This window comes from Frateuria sp. GZRR35 (genome assembly GCF_051900415.1).
In the GTDB taxonomy this organism is placed as follows: Bacteria; Pseudomonadota; Gammaproteobacteria; order Xanthomonadales; family Rhodanobacteraceae; genus Frateuria_A.
This window is the reverse complement of sequence record NZ_JBHZGL010000016.1, coordinates 22,847-43,345: the sequence shown is the minus strand read 5'-3', so window position 1 is coordinate 43,345 and position 20,499 is coordinate 22,847. Positions and strand designations below refer to the sequence as shown.

Annotated in this window: 18 protein-coding genes and 1 pseudogene; 13 read left to right on the top strand and 6 right to left on the bottom strand. The window is 68.2% G+C overall.

The window, feature by feature from the left end:
- Positions 1 to 228: 228 nt before the first annotated feature.
- On the top strand, positions 229 to 1,371 hold the full coding sequence (locus tag ACFWZ3_RS15970; RefSeq protein WP_439708667.1) for an OprO/OprP family phosphate-selective porin: 1,143 nt from the start codon (positions 229 to 231) through the stop codon (positions 1,369 to 1,371).
- Positions 1,372 to 1,461: 90 nt separating this feature from the next.
- On the opposite strand, the pseudogene ACFWZ3_RS15965 reads toward ACFWZ3_RS15970, so the two are convergent.
- The 4 genes and pseudogenes from ACFWZ3_RS15965 to ACFWZ3_RS15950 form a co-directional block, all read right to left on the bottom strand.
- A pseudogene (locus ACFWZ3_RS15965) lies at positions 1,462 to 2,508 on the bottom strand (sulfate/molybdate ABC transporter ATP-binding protein); the annotation flags it as partial.
- 181 nt (positions 2,509 to 2,689) lie between these two features.
- A complete protein-coding gene (gene cysW, locus ACFWZ3_RS15960; RefSeq protein WP_439708666.1) occupies positions 2,690 to 3,550 on the bottom strand; it encodes a sulfate ABC transporter permease subunit CysW in 861 nt (286 codons plus the stop codon).
- Between the two features lie 14 nt (positions 3,551 to 3,564).
- On the bottom strand, positions 3,565 to 4,371 hold the full coding sequence (gene cysT / locus ACFWZ3_RS15955) for a sulfate ABC transporter permease subunit CysT (RefSeq protein ID WP_439708665.1): 807 nt from the start codon (positions 4,369 to 4,371) through the stop codon (positions 3,565 to 3,567).
- Between the two features lies 1 nt (position 4,372).
- Complete coding sequence (locus tag ACFWZ3_RS15950) at positions 4,373 to 5,371, bottom strand: sulfate ABC transporter substrate-binding protein (protein WP_439708664.1); 999 nt, start codon at positions 5,369 to 5,371, stop codon at positions 4,373 to 4,375.
- A gap of 706 nt (positions 5,372 to 6,077) precedes the next feature.
- Here ACFWZ3_RS15950 and ACFWZ3_RS15945 point away from each other — a divergent pair.
- The 7 genes from ACFWZ3_RS15945 to ACFWZ3_RS15915 all read left to right on the top strand — a co-directional run bounded on the left by ACFWZ3_RS15945 (position 6,078) and on the right by ACFWZ3_RS15915 (position 12,753).
- Entirely contained in the window at positions 6,078 to 6,488 is a 411-nt protein-coding gene (locus ACFWZ3_RS15945; protein WP_439708663.1) for a (R)-mandelonitrile lyase, read from the top strand.
- Positions 6,489 to 6,546: 58 nt separating this feature from the next.
- The gene (locus ACFWZ3_RS15940) at positions 6,547 to 7,599 is read left to right on the top strand and encodes an NAD(P)-dependent alcohol dehydrogenase (protein ID WP_439708662.1); all 1,053 of its coding nucleotides are present in this window, start codon (positions 6,547 to 6,549) and stop codon (positions 7,597 to 7,599) included.
- 48 nt (positions 7,600 to 7,647) lie between these two features.
- Positions 7,648 to 8,091 carry a DNA-3-methyladenine glycosylase I gene (locus ACFWZ3_RS15935; protein ID WP_439708661.1) on the top strand — a complete coding sequence of 148 codons (444 nt, stop codon included), beginning with the start codon at positions 7,648 to 7,650 and terminating at the stop codon, positions 8,089 to 8,091.
- A gap of 260 nt (positions 8,092 to 8,351) precedes the next feature.
- Positions 8,352 to 10,241, top strand: coding sequence for a TonB-dependent receptor plug domain-containing protein (locus ACFWZ3_RS15930; RefSeq protein ID WP_439708660.1), 1,890 nt, complete (start codon positions 8,352 to 8,354; stop codon positions 10,239 to 10,241).
- Between the two features lie 63 nt (positions 10,242 to 10,304).
- On the top strand, positions 10,305 to 10,892 hold the full coding sequence (locus tag ACFWZ3_RS15925) for a YfiR family protein (RefSeq protein WP_439708659.1): 588 nt from the start codon (positions 10,305 to 10,307) through the stop codon (positions 10,890 to 10,892).
- On the top strand, positions 10,889 to 12,376 hold the full coding sequence (locus tag ACFWZ3_RS15920; protein ID WP_439708658.1) for a sensor histidine kinase: 1,488 nt from the start codon (positions 10,889 to 10,891) through the stop codon (positions 12,374 to 12,376). Before ACFWZ3_RS15925 ends, ACFWZ3_RS15920 begins: the two co-directional genes overlap by 4 nt.
- Positions 12,376 to 12,753 (top strand): response regulator, encoded by a 378-nt coding sequence (locus ACFWZ3_RS15915; RefSeq protein WP_439708657.1) that lies wholly within the window; start codon positions 12,376 to 12,378, stop codon positions 12,751 to 12,753. Before ACFWZ3_RS15920 ends, ACFWZ3_RS15915 begins: the two co-directional genes overlap by 1 nt.
- Before the next feature lie 25 nt (positions 12,754 to 12,778).
- On the opposite strand, the gene ACFWZ3_RS15910 is transcribed toward ACFWZ3_RS15915, so the two are convergent.
- Positions 12,779 to 13,735: a hypothetical protein gene (locus ACFWZ3_RS15910; protein WP_439708656.1), complete on the bottom strand. Its 957-nt coding sequence runs from the start codon at positions 13,733 to 13,735 to the stop codon at positions 12,779 to 12,781.
- A 107-nt stretch (positions 13,736 to 13,842) separates the two neighbouring features.
- Here ACFWZ3_RS15910 and ACFWZ3_RS15905 point away from each other — a divergent pair, with 107 nt between their 5' ends.
- The 3 genes from ACFWZ3_RS15905 (at position 13,843) to ACFWZ3_RS15895 (ending at position 17,267) form a co-directional block, all read left to right on the top strand.
- Entirely contained in the window at positions 13,843 to 15,855 is a 2,013-nt protein-coding gene (locus ACFWZ3_RS15905; RefSeq protein ID WP_439708655.1) for a PAS domain-containing protein, read from the top strand.
- A gap of 96 nt (positions 15,856 to 15,951) precedes the next feature.
- Positions 15,952 to 16,350, top strand: coding sequence for a PadR family transcriptional regulator (locus tag ACFWZ3_RS15900; protein ID WP_439708654.1), 399 nt, complete (start codon positions 15,952 to 15,954; stop codon positions 16,348 to 16,350).
- Entirely contained in the window at positions 16,350 to 17,267 is a 918-nt protein-coding gene (locus ACFWZ3_RS15895) for a sensor domain-containing protein (RefSeq protein ID WP_439708653.1), read from the top strand. Before ACFWZ3_RS15900 ends, ACFWZ3_RS15895 begins: the two co-directional genes overlap by 1 nt.
- 154 nt (positions 17,268 to 17,421) lie before the next feature.
- On the opposite strand, the gene ACFWZ3_RS15890 is transcribed toward ACFWZ3_RS15895, so the two are convergent.
- Entirely contained in the window at positions 17,422 to 17,715 is a 294-nt protein-coding gene (locus ACFWZ3_RS15890) for a hypothetical protein (protein WP_439708652.1), read from the bottom strand.
- Between the two features lie 103 nt (positions 17,716 to 17,818).
- Between ACFWZ3_RS15890 and ACFWZ3_RS15885 the strand changes: the two genes are divergently transcribed.
- Entirely contained in the window at positions 17,819 to 18,427 is a 609-nt protein-coding gene (locus ACFWZ3_RS15885) for a class I SAM-dependent DNA methyltransferase (RefSeq protein ID WP_439708689.1), read from the top strand.
- Between the two features lie 84 nt (positions 18,428 to 18,511).
- The gene (locus ACFWZ3_RS15880) at positions 18,512 to 20,452 is read left to right on the top strand and encodes a PAS domain S-box protein (RefSeq protein WP_439708651.1); all 1,941 of its coding nucleotides are present in this window, start codon (positions 18,512 to 18,514) and stop codon (positions 20,450 to 20,452) included.
- The last annotated feature ends 47 nt before the right edge of the window (positions 20,453 to 20,499 follow it).

Genomic DNA, 20,499 nt, shown 5'->3' with positions numbered 1-20,499 from the left:
GCGTAGATGAGGTCCGGAAGCTTATAGCGTTCCCGCCACGCATGCGGGCGCCAACGGCGAAGCGATCAGCCGGAGGCGTGGGACAATGCGCGCTTTCGCCGGCGCCCGTTTCGCTTTCGTCAATCACTTGCGTCACCGCCGGCGAACGCGGGGTGGATCGCAAGCTAACCAGCGTCCTGTTATTCCTGCCTCCGAAAGCCAAGGGCTTCTCTTTCGATGGGAGCAATCATGCGTCTACGTATCCTGGCCGCCGCCGCGCTGGCCTGCGGGCTGGTCCAACCGGCGCTCGCGGGTGATTCGGACTCCTGGCCCACCAGCGTGGAGCTGGGCAACGGCGTCAACGCCGGCCTGAAGGGTCTGCTGCAGTACGACCTCAACCAGTTCACCGACGACCGCATGCCCGACGGCAGCGACCGGTTCGACGACGCGCACACCTGGCGACGACAGGAGTTCAATCTCTACGTCGAGAAAAAGGGCGTCTTCACGATCAACGCCGGCTACGACTTCCAGTCCAACAGCTGGGTCGACAACTACATCGGCCTGGAAACCAGGGCGGGCCGCTTCCGCCTCGGCCAGTTCAAGACGCCGGTGGGCTGGGAGGACGGCAACACCTCCACCAGCAACGTGACCTTCATGGAGCGCAGCCTGCCCGAGCAGGCGGTGCACGAAGGCCGACGTGTCGGCGTCGACTGGTTCTACCAGGGCATCCCGCACTGGTTGCTGCAGGTGGGGTTCTTCACGCGCCACGATCTGAACGACGATGCCGCCGGCGAAACCTTCGCCGGTCGCGTCGTGTACAACCCGGTGCAGGAACAGGGCGAGGTGGTGCACCTGGGCCTGACCGCCTCGCGCGAGTTGCGTGACGACCGCACCGGCCGCATCCGCGCGCGCCCGGAGGTGAACCTGACGCCGGTGCGCCTGGTCGACACCGGCACGCTGCTGGGTGTCGACCGGCTCGATCGCCAGGGCCTGGAAGCGGCCTGGATCCACGGCCCGATGCTGCTCCAGGGCGAATACCTGGCGATGCAGGCGATCCGTCCCGGCCTGCGCGACTTCCACGCCCGCGGCTATTACGTGTTCGGCACCTGGGCGCTGACCGGCGAATCGCGCGGCTACAAGACCGGCTCGGTCGCGGGCCTCACGCCGCAGCATCCCTGGGGCGCGCTCGAGCTGGCACTGCGCTACGCCACGCTCGACCTGGACGACGGAGCGGTGATGGGCGGGCGCGAACACGACTGGACGCTGGGCCTGAACTGGTACATCAGCACCCACTTCAAGCTGCAGGCCAACCTGATCCGCGCCTTCAGCGACCGCGGCAACCTACCGCTGGATCCCACCATCTACGCGATGCGCGCCCAGCTCAGCTTCTGAGCGCTTGATCGGCAGGCGGACCGGCGGGCTCACGACGCCGGCCCGCCAGAGCCAGCGGTCTTCGGCGACCGGCTTGCCGTCATGGTCCAGCGGGAAGATCACTGCGTGGCTGGGCGAAACATACAGCTGCGCCCCGGCCTGCAATCCCATCCGCGCCAGGTCTTCGCTGGCGATGTCGGCTTCCAGTGGTTGGTCCAGCGCGGCCACGTCCAGGTCCAGGTGTGCCACGCTGCCGGCGAGATAGACGTGGCGCAGGCGCGCGCGCCACGCGCCGGGTACTGGCGTGGTCGACAGGGTCAGGTGTTCCGGGCGCACGTAGGCCATCGCCCGGGTGTGCTCGCCGGCCCACGGCTCGTCGGCGAAGATCCAGCCGCCGGCGAGGAAGCGCGCTCCCTCGCGGCGCAGGGTCAACCGGTTCGCCTTGCCGATGAACTCGCACACGAACGGCGTGGCCGGTTGCTGGTAGATCTCCCGCGGCGTGCCGACCTGCTCGATGCGCCCGCGGTTCATCACCGCGATGCGGTCGGCCAGTTCCAGTGCTTCTTCCTGGTCGTGGGTGACGAACACGGTGGTCAGGCCCAGCTCCTCGTGCAGCCGGCGCAGCCAGCGGCGCAGCGTCACGCGCACCTGCGCGTCGAGCGCGCCGAAGGGTTCGTCGAGCAGCAGCAGGTCCGGCTCCACCGCCAGCGCGCGGGCCAGCGCCACGCGCTGGCGCTGGCCACCGGACAACTGCGACGGGAAGCGCTTGCCGAAACCGTCAAGCTGCACGCGCTTGAGCAATTGTTCGACGCGCGCTTCGATCTCGTGGCGCTTCGGACGCGTGCGCCGCGACCGCACGCGCAGGCCGAAGGCCACGTTCTCGGCCACGGTCAGGTGGCGGAACAGCGCGTAGTGCTGGAACACCAGCCCGACGTTGCGCTCGCGCGGCGCGGCGGCCAGATAGTCCTTACCGTTGAAATTCACCTGTCCGCTTTCCGGATAGTCCAACCCGGCGAGGATGCGCAGCAGCGTGGTCTTGCCCGAGCCGGAAGGACCGAGCAGCGCCAGGAACTCACCCGGCGCGATCGACAGGCTGACGTCGTTGAGTGCCGGGTAATCGGAGAAGCGGCGGTTGAGGCGGGTCAGTTCGAGGGTCATGCGTCGTCTCCGGGAAAGCCGATATCGAAGAAGGATTCGGGCGTCGTCCACGCACCTGTAGGAGCGCCCTTGGGCGCGACCGTGCTGTCCGCGGTCGCGCCCACGGCCGCTCCTACAAGGGAGTGACGATGCAGGAGCGCACCTTGTGCGCGACCGCCATCTGCGTGCATGCGAAGGCCCATCACCGCCCACCCGGCGCGTGCGAGGCGATCTCGTCGCCATAGCGCCATTCGAGCGCGGTCTTGATCGCCAGCGTCACCAGCGCCAGCAAGGCCAGCAGCGAAGCCACCGCGAAGGCACCCACGTAGTCGTACTCGTTGTAGCGCATCTCAACTTCCAGCGGGATGGTCGTGGTCAGCCCGCGGATGTGCCCGGACACCACCGACACCGCGCCGAACTCGCCCATCGCGCGCGCATTGCACAGCAGCACGCCGTAGAGCAGCGCCCAGCGGATGTTCGGCAGCGTCACGCGGAAGAACATCTGCCAGCCGTTGGCACCGAGCACGCGGGCCGCTTCCTCTTCCTCGTTGCCCTGCGCCTGCATCAGCGGGATCAGCTCGCGCGCCACGAACGGCAGGGTGATGAACATCGTCGCCAGCACCAGGCCTGGCACGGCGAAGATGATGCTCACGCCATGCGCCTCCAGCCACGGCCCGAACCAGCCCTGCGCGCCGAACAGCAGCACGTAGACCAGGCCGGAGATCACCGGCGAGACCGAGAAGGGCAGGTCGATGAAGGCGCCGAGCAGCGACTTGCCGCGGAACTCGAAGCGCGCCATCACCCAGGCCGCGGCAATGCCGAACACCAAGTTCACCGGCACGGCGATCGCCGCCACCAGCACGGTCAGCCAGATTGCCGAGCGCGCCTCGTCCTGGCCGATCGCGTCGAAGAAGGCGCCCGCGCCCTGGCGGAAGGCCTCGACGAACACCGCCGTCAGCGGCAGCAGCAGGAATACGATCAGGAACGCCACCGCGGCGAGCGTGAGCAGGGTCCGCCCGAGCAGGCGCGGCCAACCGAACGAACGCGAAGGCCGCCGGCTCATGGCGCCACCGCCGCTCAGCGATGGCTCCAGCGCTGCAGCAGCGTGATCAGCAGCAGCAGCACGAAGGAGAACGCCAGCATGGCCACGCCCAGCGCCGCCGCACCGGCGTAGTCGAACTGCTCCAGGCTCTGCACGATCAGCAGCGGCGCGATCTCCGACTTCATCGGGATGTTGCCCGCAATGAAGATCACCGATCCGTACTCGCCCACCGCGCGCGCCAGCGCCAGCGCGAAGCCGGTCAGCAACGTCGGCACCAGCATCGGCAGGATCACCTTGAGGAAGATCTGCCAGCGCCGCGCGCCCAGCGTCTCGGCCGCTTCCTCCACGTCGTGCTCCAGCGTCTCCAGCACCGGCTGCAGCGTGCGCACCACGAACGGGAAGCCGACGAACACCATCGCCACCAGCACACCCCACGGCGTATAGGCCACCTTGAGGCCGAGCGCGGCGAGCCACTGCCCGATCCAGCCATTGGGCGCGTACAGCGCGGTCAGCGCGATGCCGGCCACGGCCGTCGGCAATGCGAAGGGCAGGTCGACCGCGGCGTCGAACAGGCGCCGCCCGGGAAAGCGGTAGCGCACCAGCACCCACGCCACCAGCAGGCCGACCACCACGTTGATCGCCGCCGCCAGCGTGGCGCCACCGAAACTCAGTTTCAGCGCCGCCAGCGTGCGCGGCACCCGCAGCAGATCGATCAGGCCGCCGATGCCCAGTCCCGAGGCCTTCCAGGCCAGCGCCGCCAGCGGCAGCAACACGATCAGGCCGAGATAAGTGAGCGAGTAGCCGAGGCTCAGGTTGAAGCCGGGAAGGATGCGCCGCCTCATGTCAGGTCCCCGGGCCGATCTGGTCGAAGATCGCGCCGTCGGCGAAGAATTTGCTGTTCGCCTGGTCCCAGTTGCCGAACATGTCCTTCAGCGTGAACAGGTGGATCTTCGGGAACTGGTCGGCGTACTTCGCCATCACCTGCGGCGAGCGAGGGCGATAGTGGTTCTTCGCCGCGATCTCCTGGCCCTGCGGCGAGTAGAGGAACTTCAGGTAGGCCTCGGCCACGGCGCGGGTGCCGTGCTTGTTGACGTTGCGGTCGACGACCGCCACCGTGGGCTCGGCCAGGATGCTCATCGATGGCACCACGATCTCGACGTCCGCGCCGCCGATTTCCTGCCGGGCGAGGATCGCCTCGTTCTCCCATGCCAGCAGCACGTCGCCGATGCCGCGCTGGACGAAGGTGTTGGTGGCGCCGCGCGCACCGGTGTCCAGCACCGGCACGTGCTTGTACAACTCGTGTGCGAAGGCCTTCGCCCTGGCCTCGTTGCCGCCGGGCTGCTTGAGCGCGTAGCCCCAGGCGGCCAGGAAGTTCCAGCGCGCGCCGCCGGAGGTCTTGGGGTTGGGCGTGATCACCTGCACGCCCGGGCGCACCAGGTCGGACCAATCGCGGATCTTCTTCGGGTTGCCCTTGCGCACCAGGAACACGATGGTCGAGGTGTAGGGCGCGCTGTTGTCGGGCAGCCGCTGCTGCCAGTTGGCGGGCATCAGGCCACGATCGGCCAGCACGTCGATGTCGTGCGCCAGCGCCAGCGTCACCACGTCGGCCGGCAGGCCGTCCACGACCGCGCGCGCCTGCTTGCCGGAGCCGCCGTGGGACATGCGGATGGTCACGCTGTCGCCATGCTGCGCCTTCCATTGCGCGGCGAAGGCGGCGTTGGCGTCGCGATAGAGCTCGCGCGTCGGGTCGTAGGACGCGTTGAGCAGGGTCACGGTTTTCGCCGCGGCGGTACCGGCGGCCAGCGCGCCGAGCACGGCGCAGATCGCAATCAACTTCTTCATGGAATCTCCCTGACGAACGATGGCTGTGGCACGCGATGTCCTCGCCGCAGGCGCAGACACCCGTTCCTGCGGTGGGGCCGCAGGCTGGCGTGGTGATGTGTTTCCCCCGGGAGCGGTTACGCCGGATCAGGCCGGCGCAAGCGCGCGGTGGCGGGAGCTGTCCCAGTCATCGAACGCTTCCCTCGGGAAGCGCCGGCGAGTGCCTGGACGACGGGCCCTTGCCGCGGTGGACGTGTCGGCACGGCGCCGGGGAGCGGTGCGGATGTCGAGTGCGTCGTGCATGGCTTTCACCTCGGGGAGTCGGCGTACTCGAGGCAAACTGCAACACAGCTCCCGTTAAGCATCCGCTAGGCATTCGTGGCATTTGGCGTAGACAATTTCGTCCACTTTTCAATAACAAACGCGCACCCCAGCCACGCTTCCTCCTTCCTCAAACCAATGCGAGCAACCCGGTCGTGCTTCCGGCCCGCTGACGGCGTGGCTCAGCGCCGATTGAGATACGCCCGGCCGCGCCGCCGCGGTCGAAGCTGCGCTCACGCGCCACCGATCCGAAGGCGAGTAGACGGTTGTAGTTCCGCCGGCCCATCGCGCGCGCGTAACGCGATTCATGAGCCTGGATCATAGGTGCATGCACATTGCGTCGGCTAATCATGGGCGTCCGCCATCCCCACACTAGCGGGCGGCCCTCACGGAGTACCCCCAAACCATGCAGATCAAGCGCAACGGGTCCCAGCCATCGATGCAGGGGGCGGCCGAGTGGTTCACCGGCCAGGTCCGCATCGATCCGCTCTTTACCGCGCCCGAACCGGGACGCACCGCTTGCGCCAGCGTCACCTTCGAACCGGGCGCGCGCACGGCCTGGCACTCTCACCCGCTGGGCCAGATCCTCATCGTCACCGCCGGCTGCGGCTGGACGCAGTGCCAGGACAGCCCGATCGAAGAAATCCGCGCCGGCGACACCATCTATTGTCCGCCGGGCCACCGTCACTGGCATGGCGCCACGCCGACCACCTCGATGACCCACATCGCGATCCAGGAAGCACTCGACGGCAAGGTCGTCGACTGGATGGAGCACGTCAGCGACGCGCAGTACCTCGCCGGCGTTGGAAAGCGCTGAGGCGCCTTTGCTACCGTCCACCGGTTGCCACACCTCCCCACCCGCACAGGAACCCTCCATGAAGACCAAAGCCTACGGTGCCCACGCCAGCGACAAGCCGCTCGAAGCGATCGATATCGAGCGCCGCCAGCCTGGCCCGCACGACGTGCAGATCGACATCGCCTATTGCGGCGTGTGCCACTCGGACCTGCACACGGTCCGCTCCGAGTGGGCCGGCACGCTGTACCCCTGCGTGCCCGGCCACGAGATCGTCGGCCACGTCAGCGCGGTCGGCAGCGAGGTCGCCGGCTTCAAGGTCGGCGACACCGTCGGCGTCGGCTGCCTGGTCGACAGCTGCCAGCACTGCGCGTCCTGCGGGGAAGGGCTGGAGCAGTTCTGCGAGAACGGCTTCACCGGCACCTACAACGGCAAGACGCCGGACGCGCCCGGCCACACGCTGGGCGGCTACTCGCAGCAGATCGTGGTCAGCGACCGCTTCGTGCTGAAGATCCGGCATCCCGAAGACCAGCTCGCCGCGGTGGCGCCGCTGCTGTGCGCCGGCATCACCACCTACTCGCCGCTGCGCCACTGGGGTGCGGGCCCGGGCAAGAAGGTCGGCATCGTCGGCATCGGCGGGCTGGGCCACATGGGCATCAAGATCGCCCATGCGATGGGCGCGCACACGGTCGCCTTCACCACTTCGGAGTCCAAGCGGCAGGATGCGCATGACCTGGGCGCGGACGAGGTGGTGATCTCGAAGAACCCCGACGACATGGCCAAACATGCCGGCAGCTTCGATTTCATCCTCAACACCGTGGCGGCCAGCCACGACCTGGACGCCTACACGCGCCTGCTCAAGCGCGACGGCACGCTGTGCCTGGTCGGCGTGCCCGAGCATGCCCATCCGAGCCCCAGCGTCGGCAACCTGATCTTCGGCCGCCGCTCGATCGCCGGTTCGCTCATCGGCGGCATCGCCGAGACGCAGGAGATGCTCGATTTCTGCGCCGAGCACGGCATCGTCGCGGACATCGAGATGATCCCCGCCCAGCAGATCAACGAGGCCTACGACCGCATGCAGCGCAGCGACGTGAAGTACCGCTTCGTGATCGACAACGCCTCGCTGGCCGCCTGACGCCATCGCAAGGTCCTGCGCGCGGGCCGCGCGCAGGACCGATCCGCCATGACGCTCCCGGTCGTCGAAGGCTGGAATCCGTTGGGCGGCCAACCGGCGCGCAGCGACGACGAGATTTTCGAGCTGCTCACCGCCGCCGTGTTCCAGGCCCGCTTCCGGCCGGCCGTGGTCCGCGCGCGCTGGCCCGCCATCCGTCATGCCTTCGCGGACTTCGCGCTGGCGACGGTCGCCGCCTGGCCGGACGACCGCCTGGACGACCTGCTGGCGGCCGAGGGCATGATCCGTAATCCCAAGAAGATCCGCGCGACCCTGCGCAACGCGCGCGACCTGCAGGCACGCAGCCGGCAGTTCGGCACGGCGGCCGCCTATCTGCAGTCGTTCGGGGGCGATGGCGAAGCGATGGTCCGTGACGTCGACACCTGGGCGCACTACATCGGCGCGCCTTCCATCCGCTGGTTCGTGCGCGCGCTGGCCGGTGGCGATGTGCAGTGATCCGCATAACTGCCGGCATTCTTGCCGGTCGACACGGTGCGTCCGCGCTGTTATCGGTACACTGTCCGGCATCAAAACCGAGCTCGACGCGGCCCGGCGGCGGTGACGATGCCGTTGCGGCCGATCGGCGGACCAAGAACAAGACGACGTTGGACAACTGCCCTGTAAGGATGGCCCTGATGCGCTGCCCGGATTCCCCTTCGCAAGGAAGCGTGCGAACGAGCGCGGGAAGGCGTGCGCTGGCGCGTGGCGCCCTCACGATGACCCTGCTTGCGCTGTCGACCCGCGCGATGTGCCTGGTGGCCCAGCCGACCGATCTGGGCAGTCTCACGCTGGAAGATCTGGGCAAGGTGGTCGTCTCCTCGGTGACCAAGAACCCGGAGCCGCTGAGCAAGGCGCCCGCGGCCGTCTACGTGATCAGCCACGACGACATCATGCGTTCGGGCGCCCGGAGCCTGCCCGACATCCTGCGGATGGCGCCCAACCTGGAAGTGTTCCAGACCAGCCCGGCCAACTACCTCGTCACCGCGCGCGGCTTCAGCGGCAACAGCGTCGCGCAGAATTTCCCCAACAAGTTGCTGGTGATGATCGACGGCCGCAGCGTGTACTCGCCGATCTTCTCGGGCATGTACTGGGACGACCAGTTCGTGCTTCCGGAGAACATCGAGCGGATCGAGGTGATCAGCGGCCCGGGCGGCGCACTGTGGGGCGCCAACGCGGTCAACGGCGTCATCAACATCATCACGCGCAACAGCGCCGAGTCCGACGGCGGCTTGCTGGCCGTGCGCGTGGGCAACCTGGAAACCAGCGCGGCCGTGCAGTACGGCGGTGCCCTCGGCAAGCATGCGCACTACCGGGTCTACGCGCGCGACGTGCGCCGCCATGAGCTGGACGATGCCAGCGGGCGGCCTGCACGCAACGGCTGGAACAGCCCGCAGGTCGGCGTCCGCGTGGACATCGAAAGCAGCCCCAGCGACACGGTCATGTTGCAGGGCGACCTGCACGACGGCCGTACCGACCAGCCCGGCGATTCCGATGCGCGCAGCACCGAGGCGGACGTGCTGGCGCGCTGGCGGCACACCATCAGCGACACCTCGGGCGTCCAGTTGCAGGCCTACTACGACCACGTGCATCGCCGCGACAGCAGCGATGGCGGCAGCGGCTTCGCGCTGGACACGCTGGACGTGGAATTGCAGCACAGCCTGGCCGTGGGCGATCGCCAGCAGCTGCTGTGGGGCCTGGGTGACCGCATCTACCGCTACGACATCACGCCCCGCATCGGGACGGCCGATTCGCTGCTGTGGGATCCGGCGCGGAATACCCAGAACCTGGCCAACGCCTTCGTGCAGGACCAGGTGGCGCTCAACGACAAAACCCAGCTCACGCTGGGCCTGAAGGCCGAGAACGATCCGTATTCGGGCGTGTCGCTGATGCCCAATCTGCGGCTGTCCTGGATGCCCGGTGCGAACAACCTGCTGTGGGCCGCCGCTTCGCGTGCGGTACGCACGCCGACCCCGTTCGACGAGGACGTGATCGAGAAGCTCGGCACGGTCGTCTTCCTGACCGGCAATCCGGCGTTCAGGCGCGAAAAGCTCACCGCCTACGAGGCCGGCTGGCGCGGCCAGGTGGCCACCCGCGCGACCGTGTCGGTGTCGCTGTACTACAACGTCTACGACGACCTGAGGACAGTCGAGCTTTCGCCCACGGGCCTGCCCCTGACCTGGGGCAACGGCATGAAGGGGCACACCTATGGCGTGGAAGCCTGGGGCAGCTACGCGATCAGCGACTGGTGGCAACTGGGCGCCGGCTTCGATGCGCAGCGCCAGCACCTGGGCTTCAAGTCGCCCAGCGCCGCGCTGCTTGGCGTGTCGCAGGCCGGCGACGACCCGCAGTACCAGGGTTTCATCCGTTCGATGATGAACCTGTCCGACAGCTGGACGCTGTTCGCCGACCTGCGCGGCGTGGATGCCTTGCCCGATCCGAAGGTGCCCGGCTACGTGGAGCTGGACCTGCGCCTGGGCTGGCTGGTGAACGACAAACTGGAGCTTTCGCTGTCCGGCTCGAACCTGTTGCATGCCTGGCACCAGGAATATCCCAACGGCAATCGCATCGGGCGCGGCGTGTCGCTCGACGCGCGGCTGAATTTCTGACGCGCGGCCGGACGCCCTTAGGAGATGTCGATCCGCAACCACCGCACCCCCGCCAGGACCCGCGTGCCCGGACTGCTTGCCCGGCTCCGCGCGCGTACGCCGGCCCGCCTGCTTGCGCTGCTGCTGGCATGCACGGCCTGTGAGGCCTCGCCGCAGCCCGGGCCGCACCCGCCGCCGGCCGTTTCGCTGGAGTACGCGGTCAAGGCGACGTACCTCTACAAGCTGGCACCGTTCGTGAACTGGCCGCCGGCGACGTTCGAATCGCCCGAACAGCCCTTCCGCATCTGCGTGGCCGGCGATGCCCCGTTCGATGCCTACCTTCAGCAAGCGATCGCCGGGCGCAGCCTGGGCACGCACCCGTTCGAGGTGCATCGGCTCGAAACACTCACGCCCGATAGCCAGTGCCAGATCGTGTTCATCAGCCGCCTCTCGTCGCAGACCGTCCAGCAGGCGCTCGACGCGGTCAGCGGCAAGCCAGTGCTCACCGTGGTCGACTCTACGGAACCACACGCCGATGGCGGCATCGTGCAGTTCGTCATCGATCACGGCCGCGTGCGCTTCGTGATCGACACCGGCGCCGCCGCGCGCAACCACATCACCATCAACTCCAAGCTGCTCAACCTCGCCCTGGCGGTGAGGGAGGCGTCGTGAAACGGCAGGGCCACGGCCAGCCCTTCGTGTTCCGGCCCGTGATGTCGCTGGTCGCCGCCGGCCTGCTGCTGTTGGCCGGCGCGCTCGCGGCGGGTTATCAGTACCACTCCTCGCACGGAGAACATCGCCGCCAGCTCACCGTGCAGGCCAAGATCCTGGCCGCCAGCGTCACTGCGGCGATCGCATTCAACGACCACGCCACCGCGCAGGAATACGTCAATGCGCTGATGCTCGATCCGCGCCTGGACGCGGCCGCCGTCTACAACGAGGCGCACCGCCAGGTCGCCGGCTTCCAGCGTGCAGGCAGCAAGCCGCTGGCCGACAGCCTCGCCAACGGTGGACGGCTGCCGCGCGATGGCCTGGTCGTGGCGGTGCCGGCGCAACAGGGCAGCACCATGGTGGGCAGCGTGTACCTGCGCGCCGCCGAAACGCCGCTTATCGTTCAACTGGCGCGCTACAGCGGCGTGGCCTTGCTGACCCTCATGGCCGTGTTGATGCTGTTCGCGCTGGCCGTTGCCCATCGCGTGCTCATGCGCGCCAACGCGGCCCTGGAACGACGCGCGCGCGAGCTGGCCACCGCCAACGAGCGTCTCAGCAACGAGATGGAGCACCGCGCGCGTACCGAGGAGGCGCTGCGCCAGAGCCAGAAGATGGAGGCGATCGGTCAGCTCTCCGGCGGCGTCGCGCACGACTTCAACAACCTGCTGATGATCATACGCGGCAGCCTGGCGCGCCTGAACAAGCAGTTGCAGCACAGCGATCCGCTGGTCGAGCGGGAGGTCCAGCTCGAACGCGAAGGCGTCGCTGCCGGCGCGCAGGTGCACGCCATGCCGGCGGGCGACCGCGAGCTGTTCGAGCAGCGCCAGGCCCGTCATCGCCAGATCCAGCGCTACCTGGACATGGCCCAGGACGGCATCGACCGTGCCGCCAGCCTGACCCAGCGCCTGCTGAGTTTCGCGCGCCGCCAGCCGCTGTCGCCTCACTCGCTGCGGCTGGACGAACTGGTCCGCAGCATCCAGCCGTTGCTGGATCATTCGGTCGGCTCCAGCTGGCGCATCGACTATCGGCTCGATTCGCAATGGCCGGTGCTGTGCGACTCCAACCAGATGGAGAACGCGATCCTCAACCTGGTGATCAACGCACGCGATGCAATGCCCGACGGCGGCCCGATCTGCATCTGCACCGACGACCTGACGGTGGATGCGGCGCACCCGGTGAACGGACTGGAGCCGGGCGACTACGTTCGCCTGCGCGTGATCGACACCGGCGTGGGCATGAGCGAGGACGTGCGCCGAAAGGCGTTCGACCCGTTCTTCACCACCAAGCCGGTGGGCAAGGGCACCGGCCTGGGCCTGAGCACCATCCTGGGCTATATCGAGCAATCCAACGGCGTGGCGCAGATCGAGAGTCGCGTCGGCCATGGCACGACCATCCACATCATCCTTCCCCGCGTCCCCCGCGAAACTCTCCCCGAGGAAGCGTAATGCCCGCTGCAGACACCGCCCCCCACATCCTGCTGGTCGAAGACGAGGCGTTCCTGCGTGAACTGGTCATGGAAGGCCTGCAGGACGCCGGCTTCAGCGTCGTGGAAGCCAGCGACGGCACCTCCGGCGTGCAGGCCCTGCAATCGGACCTGCGCATCGACGTGCTGCTGAGCGACATCAAGCTGCCGGATATCGACGGCTATCAGGTGGCCGAAGCCGCCCGCACCCTGCGCCCGGGCCTGAAGGTCATCCTGATGACCGGCTACGCCCCCTCGCCGCTGCCGCCCACGCTGCAGACGGTGGTCTATCGCGTGCTGCAGAAGCCGTTCTCGCTGGAGACCTTGCCGGGCATGGTCAACGCCGCGCTGGAAGCCTGAGCGCGACGCATCCGGCCGTGGGCGGTCAGGCAGTCATGGCTCGCGCCTGCGCGTACAACCGGGCCAGCAGCGGGGCCACGTCGCGCAGGCTGGCGTTCCAGACCTGCACGTTCACCTCTGTGCGGTTGGCCAGCTCGAACGAGGTCCAGCAGGTCAGCGCGTGGCTGTCGGGCAAGCCGGGGTCCACCGCGGGGACGATGTACCTGTCGCTGTCTTCCCAGCACCGGACATAGCCGATGTAAGGCGACTCCATCGCGAAGTAGTGCTCCTTGGCCGTGGAGCCGAGGTACTTGAGCCCCGGGAAGTGTTCCGAGCGCAGGCGGGTCGGGGTCAACGTGAACCCGAGGTCCGAGCCATCACGGTGGCTGCTCGACAGCCGGCTTGGTGCCCTGCCGGGATCGTCATGCCGAGAGCCCGGGATGATTCTCACGAAGCTGCCGCATGGTGGTGGGCTCTTCCGCGCTTCCCGACAAGGACCGAGCGACTGTCCATCCCAATATGCGTACATTTCCCAATCGCGGTTGTGTCCCCGCCCTGCGGGTGGGAGCAGGATCTCGAAGCGGTCAGGCACGGTCCAGGTCAGGCCGTCGGCCGTAAAGCGCACGGAGAAATGCCCGCCGGTCGTGTCCGCGAGGATCGCGTTATAGGCGCGCGCGTAGGCGCGTGCCGCGTAGACCAGCCGGTCATGCGCGGGGAACCCGGGGCGGAGCGTCGCGCCCCGCAGGCACCGCGTGCCGAGGCGGGCCTGCAGCTTGACCAGCCGCGCGTCCTTGCCGGTGTAGCCAGCGCAGGTGCCGTGATCCCGCAGCCCGATGGGACGAAAATCCAGGCGCGCCACATTTCCCCTGACGTCGCGGGCGGGATCGTCCAGATGCAGGGGCGCCACCGCAGCCTTCAGCGCCCGCACGTCGGCGGTGCTTTCCAGGTCGGAACATCCGGCCCATGCCAGGATCAGCCCGAAGCCAAGCAATATACGGGACATGGACACTCCGCTGTCGCACGTGAGGGTGCTTCTTACCACGCCGATACCTGCGGCAGCGAAGTCGCCGGTTCACCGCGGACCTACACGCCCTTGACTCCCGATCCACCATGTTGCGTGAAGCGCGTCCAGCGAATCCTGCGCCTGCAGGCTGCGCATGGACCGCCCTGGCAAGCCTGGAGGAAGCCAAACACCATGCGCTCGTTCTGGACAACATCACCCGCGCCATGCGCCGGCGCGATGGCACGATGATCCGGCCACAGGCTCAGCCGAGTGCGACGACCGATCCGTCGGGTCATGCCTCCGACGGATCGGCCGCCGGGGTTGCTGGCCTGGATATCCTTCAACAAGTGATCGACGCCGAGCAGGCCATGGTCCAGGTCGTCGGCCTCGACTACCGCTTTCTCGCCATCAACGAGGCTAGCGCCAAGGAGTTCGAGCGCGTCTATGGCCTACGTCCCCGACGTGGCGATTCGATGCTGGAGCTGCTGGCGCACATGCCTGCGCAGCAGGCGGAAGTCCGCGCCATATGGAGTCGGGCGCTGGCGGGGGAGTCCTTCGTCGAGATCGGCGAATTCGGCGACCCGGCGCGGGAGCGCCGAAGCTACGAAATGAAGTATTTCCCGCTTCGGGACGCCGACGGACAACGGGCGGGCGCGTTCCAGTTCGTCTACGACACGACCGACAACGTGCGCCGTATCCGCGAACCGCCCGCCCCCGGCCGGCTCGATCGCGCCGGGGGACCGGTCAGCGCGGGGCTCGACGACGGGCAGTACCGTGAGCTGTTCGCCCGCATCCGGGAGGGCTTTTTCATCGGCGAAGTCATCCGCGACGACCAGGGCCAGGTCGTCGACTTCGTGTTCCTGGAGGTCAACGAGGCGTTCACGCGGCAGACCGGCCGACGGCCCGGGACGGTGTTGGGACGGCGTGTCAGCCAGGCGATACCGGGCTTCCCGGCCAGCGTGGTCCAGCGCTACGGCGCCGTGGTCGACAGTGGCGCGCCATCGGCATTCGAGGTCCAGGTGTCCGCGCTGGGTCACCGCGTCTACGAGGCCCGCGCCCATCCGCTGGAGGGCGAGCGGTTCGTGGTGCTGTTCCTGGACGTCACCGGGTACAAGCACACCGAGCAGGCGCTGGAGGAAAGCCGGGCGTCGCTGCGCGCGATCGTCGATTCGGTCGATCAGATCATCTGGACGGCCAGCCCAGACGGCTACCACGACTTCTTCAACCAGCGCTGGTACGAATATACCGGCGCCGTGCCGGGAACCACCGACGGCGACGACTGGGCCGAGCTGTTCCACCCGGACGACCGCGAGCGTACCTTCGCCCGTTGGCGGCACAGCCTTGCCACCGGCGAGCCCTACGAAATCGAATACCGCCTGCGCCACCACACCGGCGTCTACCGCTGGGTGCTCGGCCGCGCGCATCCGGTGCGCAACGAAACCGGCCAGATCCTGCGCTGGATGGGCACCTGCACCGACATCCACGAGCAGAAGGCCACTGCGGAGCAACTGGAACTGGCCGGCAGGGAACTCAGCCACCGCATCAAGAACATTTTCGCGGTGGTCTCGGGGCTGGTCGCGCTGACGGTCCGGCAGTTTCCCGAAAGCCGCGCCTTCGCCGACGAACTGCTCGCCCGCCTGCTGGCCCTGGGCGAAGCCCACGACTATGCGAGCCCCCACGGGCCGGACGCAGGACCGGTCGAAAAGGAGGCCACCGTGCTGGGCCTCACCCGCCGTCTGCTCAGGCCCTATGCGCTGGCGGGATGCGACCGCATCGAACTGGTCGGGGACGACATTGTGCTCGGACCGCGTGCGCTCACGCCGTTATCGCTGGCGATCCACGAGCTGGCCACCAATGCGGCCAAGTACGGCGCGTTCGCCGTGCCGGACGGAAAGGTGCAGATCCGCGGCGAGCGCTTGGCCGACCGCTTCGCGCTGCACTGGCGCGAGCAGGGTGGGCCGGCCGTGCAGGAGCCGGAGCGGACAGGCTTCGGCAGCCGGCTGGTGGACCTTACCCTGCGCGACCAACTGGCCGGCGAGCTGACCCGCACCTGGCACCCCGAAGGACTCGAGGTGCGGGTGTCCGTACCGATCGACCGGCTCACCGGCGACCGGGCATAGCTACCGCGGCCCTGCGGCAGCTCGCCCGTAGGTGACGGCCGGGGCGCGCGCCGCCATGACTTCAGGCCCATGGACTAGTACTAACTTCGCAATAAGATGCACACCAACCCAAGTGGCAGTGCAGGCAAGCGCGTGGACGATCGGGTCAGCCATCTGAAGAAATTCCAGAAGGAACTCTCCGCCGGCACCGTCTCGCTGGTGCTGCTGGCGGTGCTTGAGCAATCGAAGCAGCCGCTGTACGGCTACCAGATCGCCAAGCGGCTGGAGGAACTGGGCGAGGGCGTGCTGGCCGGCAAGCAGAGCGCGCTCTACCCGGTGCTGCGCAACCTGGAAGCGGCCGGGCTGCTGGCCAGCGAGGTCGAGCCTTCGGTGAGCGGGCCACCGCGCCGCTATTACCGCGTTACCCCACCGGGGCGGGAAGTGCTGCGCGAATGGGTCGCGGCCTGGAACGCCACGCGTGATTCCGTCGACAAGGTCCTTCAAGGAGAGGTGTGATGAACGCACCGCGCACGATCAACGAATACCTCGACCAGCTGCGTGCCGCGCTGCGGGGCGCCGACCCGGCACTGGTGCAGGATGCGCTCTACGACGCGGAGGAACACCTGCGCGCCGAGCTCGCCGAACAGCCCACGCGCAGCGAGGCGGACATGCTGGGCCACGTCGTGGGCAGCTACGGCGCACCGGAGGAGGTGGCCGAGCTCTATCGCGACCAGGAGATCCGGATCCAGCGCGCGCTGCGCCCGCCGCCGCCGCCAAAGCGCCGCTCGCTGGCCGGTCGCTTCTTCGGCGTGGCAGCCGATCCGCGCACTTACGGCGCGCTGTTCTACATGGTGCTGGCGCTGGCCACGGGCATCTTCTATTTCACCTGGGCGGTCACCGGCGTGTCGCTGTCGGCGGGGCTGTCGGTGCTGATCGTCGGGCTGCCTTTCATCGTGCTGTTCTTCGGCTCGGTGCGGCTGCTCTCGCTGGTCGAGGGGCGCATCGTGGAGGCCATGCTGGGCGCCCGCATGCCGCGCCGCCCGCCGTATCCGACGCGTGACCTGACGTTGCTCAAACGCATCGGCGCGATGTTCACCGATGCGCGTACCTGGACCACGCTGCTTTACATGCTGCTGATGCTCCCGCTCGGCATCGTCTACTTCACGATCGCGGTGACGCTGGTGTCGGTGTCGGTGGGCTTCATCGGTGCGCCGGTGGCCTGGATGGTGAACGGCGGCGACCTGTCGCGGCTGTTCGTCGACCACCGGGTGATCATCGACTGGGGCTTTGGCGAGCACGTACCGGGTTGGGGCGATGCCATCGCACTGTGCGTGCTGGGCGTGCTGCTGCTGTTCGCCACCCTGCACCTGGCACGCGGGCTGGGCCGCATGCACGGGCAGGTCGCGCGGCACCTGCTGGTGCGCGGCGGCTGAGCGAACCCTGTTGGAGCCCGCTCGCGGGCGACGCTCTACGTTGGTTTTGCGGCGCGAAAGGCATCGCCCGCAAGCGGGCTCCTACATCAGGTCGGACGCTGCCGCGCGTCCTGCACGGAGCCTTGCGCGCACGCGGTCTCCTGCATTGGGCGACTCAGAAATCCTCGCCGTCGACGATCTCCAGGCCGGCGTCCAGACGCCGCGCCTCGGCCTCGGCGACCACCCGCACCGCGTCGGCGCGCATGTCGTCCGGCGCATCGACCTCGACCATGAAGACGCGGCCTTCGCTGTCGTCCACGAGGTTGGCGGAGCTGGAATCGTCGCGCACGCCGAGCATGAAGTCCTCGATCTCCTCGACGTGCTCGATGCCGTCGATGCCATGCAGCATGGTGATGATCGAGTCGGCGGCGTCGCGGTTGCCGATCAGGCGCAGGCGGATCATGGACATGTCGGGCTCCAGGCGGGGCGGTTGGAAAAATGCTGGAGTGCCCCATGTATGCGTCGGGTGATTGCCAGGCCGTACCATGGGCTTTTTTCGCAACCGCCAGCCCATGCCCAAGACCTACGACCGCGCCTATTTCGACAAGTGGTACCGCGACCCGCGCCACGCCGTCGCCTCCGCCGCCGAGCTGAAGCGCAAGGTAGCGCTGGCCGTCGCGCAGGCCGAGTACTACCTGGGTCGCCCGCTGCGCAACGTGCTGGACGTCGGTTGCGGCGAGGCGCCCTGGCGCGCGCCGCTGCGCGGCCTGCGGCCGGGCGTGGCGTATCGCGGGCTGGACGCGAGCTCCTACGTGGTGGCCCGCTACGGGCGCAGCCGCAACGTCGGGCTGGCAAGCTTCGGCCAGCTGGAGCACCTGCGCTTCGAGGAGCGCTTCGACCTGATCGTGTGCACCGACGTGCTGCATTACCTGCGGCCGGCGGAAATCCGCGCGGGCCTCGCCGGCATAGGCGAGATGCTCGAGGGCGTGGCGTTCCTGGAGGTGTTCACGAGTCGGGACGACGTGGTCGGCGACCGCGAAGGCTTTTTCTCGCGTCCGCCCGCTTGGTACCTTCGCCAGTTCGCACAGGCGGGTCTGCTTCCCTGCGGTTCACATTGCTATCTGGGGCCGCGTCTGGAGCGCCACGTGGCGGCGCTGGAGCGGGCGCAGATCGCGGGCTAGGCATTCACGGTGTCGATGAGGGCAGGCCGCATAATCCGCGGTCTGCCTGCGCGAGTTGCAGGTCGTTTCGTTCGAGAGGTAGGCATGTCGACAGGTGGGGAAAATTGCAGCCGGATGGTGCAGGCGCTCGATGCGCTTGCCATGGTTTTCCTCGACCCGCAGGGCCGCATCGCCACTTGGAACGTGGGCGCCGAACGTATTTTTGGTTACACCGCCGACGAGATCGTCGGCCAGCCGTTCGCGACACTCCACACCCCCGAGAGCCGCTCCGCCGGGCTGCCCGAACAGGCACTCCAGGCAGCGAGGGACGAGGGGCGCGACGAGGAGACAGGCTGGCGCCTGGGCAAGCACGACCAGCGGGTGTGGACGCGAACCATCCTGGAGGCCGTGCGTGACAAGACCGGCCAGCTGGAGGGGTACGCCTATCTCGCCCGCGACATTCCCTGGCCGCACCAGTCCGATGACATGCTCGGCAGCAACGAGCAGCAGTTCAGCCTGCTCGTGCAGGGCGTGCGCGACTACGCGATCTACCTGCTCGATCCGGATGGCCACGTCGCCAGCTGGAACGCCGGCGCCCAGCGCATCAAGGGCTATCGCGCCGACGAGGTATTGGGCAAGCATTTCAGCCATTTTTACGCGGACGAGGACGCCAGCGCCGGCAAGCCATCGCGCAACCTGGCCATCGCGCGCGCGCAGGGCGTGTACGAGGGCGAGGGCTGGCGCAAGCGCAAGGACGGCACCCTGTTCTGGGCGCACGTGGTGATCGATCGCCTGACCGACGCCGAGGGCCGGGTCGTGGGCTTTGCCAAGATCACCCGCGACGTCACCGAGAAAAAGCGCGCCGAAGAGGAGCTGGCGGTCGCGCGTGAAGCACTGTTCCAGGCGCAGAAATCCGAATCCATCGGCCATCTCACCGGCGGCGTGGCGCACGACTTCAACAACCTGCTGATGGCGGTAATGGGCAACCTTGAACTGTTGCGCAAGTGGCTGCCGCCGGCCGCGCGACCGCAACTGCTGCTGGACAACGCGATGGCCGGCGCACAGCGTGGCGCGGCGCTGACCCAGCGCATGCTCGCCTTCGCGCGCCGGCAGGAGCTGCATCCGCGGCCGGTCGATGTGCCGCTGCTGGTGCACGGCATGGCGGAACTGATCCGCCGTTCGCTGGGCCCGGAAATCCGCATCGGCACCAGCTTCCCGCTGCAGCTCCCGCGGGTGCTGATCGATCCGAACCAATTGGAGCTCGCATTGCTCAACCTGGCCGTCAACGGCCGCGATGCGATGCCGCAGGGCGGCCGGCTGGAAATCGGCGCGCGCAGCGAGCACGTGGGCGAAGGCCACTCGACCGCGCTTCCGCACGGCGAGTATGTCTGCCTGTGGGTCGCCGACGAGGGCCACGGTATGGACGAGGACACGGTCAAACGCGCCACGGAGCCGTTCTTCACCACCAAGGGCGTGGGCAAGGGCACCGGCCTGGGCCTGTCGATGGCCTTTGGCCTGGCCGAGCAATCGGGCGGACGCCTGCTGCTGCAGAGCCAGCCGGGCAGGGGCACCACGGTCGAGATCTGGCTGCCGGTGGCTCCGGCGAAGGCCGATGCGCCGAGGACTGCCGAGGCGAGCGATGACGCCGATGCACCGCTGCACGAAGGCGAGCCGCTGACGCTCCTGATCGTGGACGATGACGAACTGGTCCTGCTGAGCACGATGGCGATGGCCGAGGATCTGGGCCACGTCGTCCATGCCGTGCGCTCGGCCGAGGAGGCCTTGGCATACGTCGATGCCGGTGGTGACGTGGACGTGGTCGTCACCGACCAGGCGATGCCGGGCATGACCGGCATCCGGCTGGCCGGGCTCTTGCGCGAGCGCGTCCCGGGCATGCCGATCGTGCTGGCGTCCGGTTATGCCGACCTGCCCGGTGCGCCGCTTCCGGACCTGGTGCGACTCAGCAAGCCTTTCACCCGGCGCGACCTGCATCGGGCCATCGGCGACGCGGCGGGCCAGCTCGGCATCACGGAAGAGGCTGGCTGAACTAGCACCGCGGCGGGTTCACGTTCCGTCCGCTTCCGGTCGGGCGT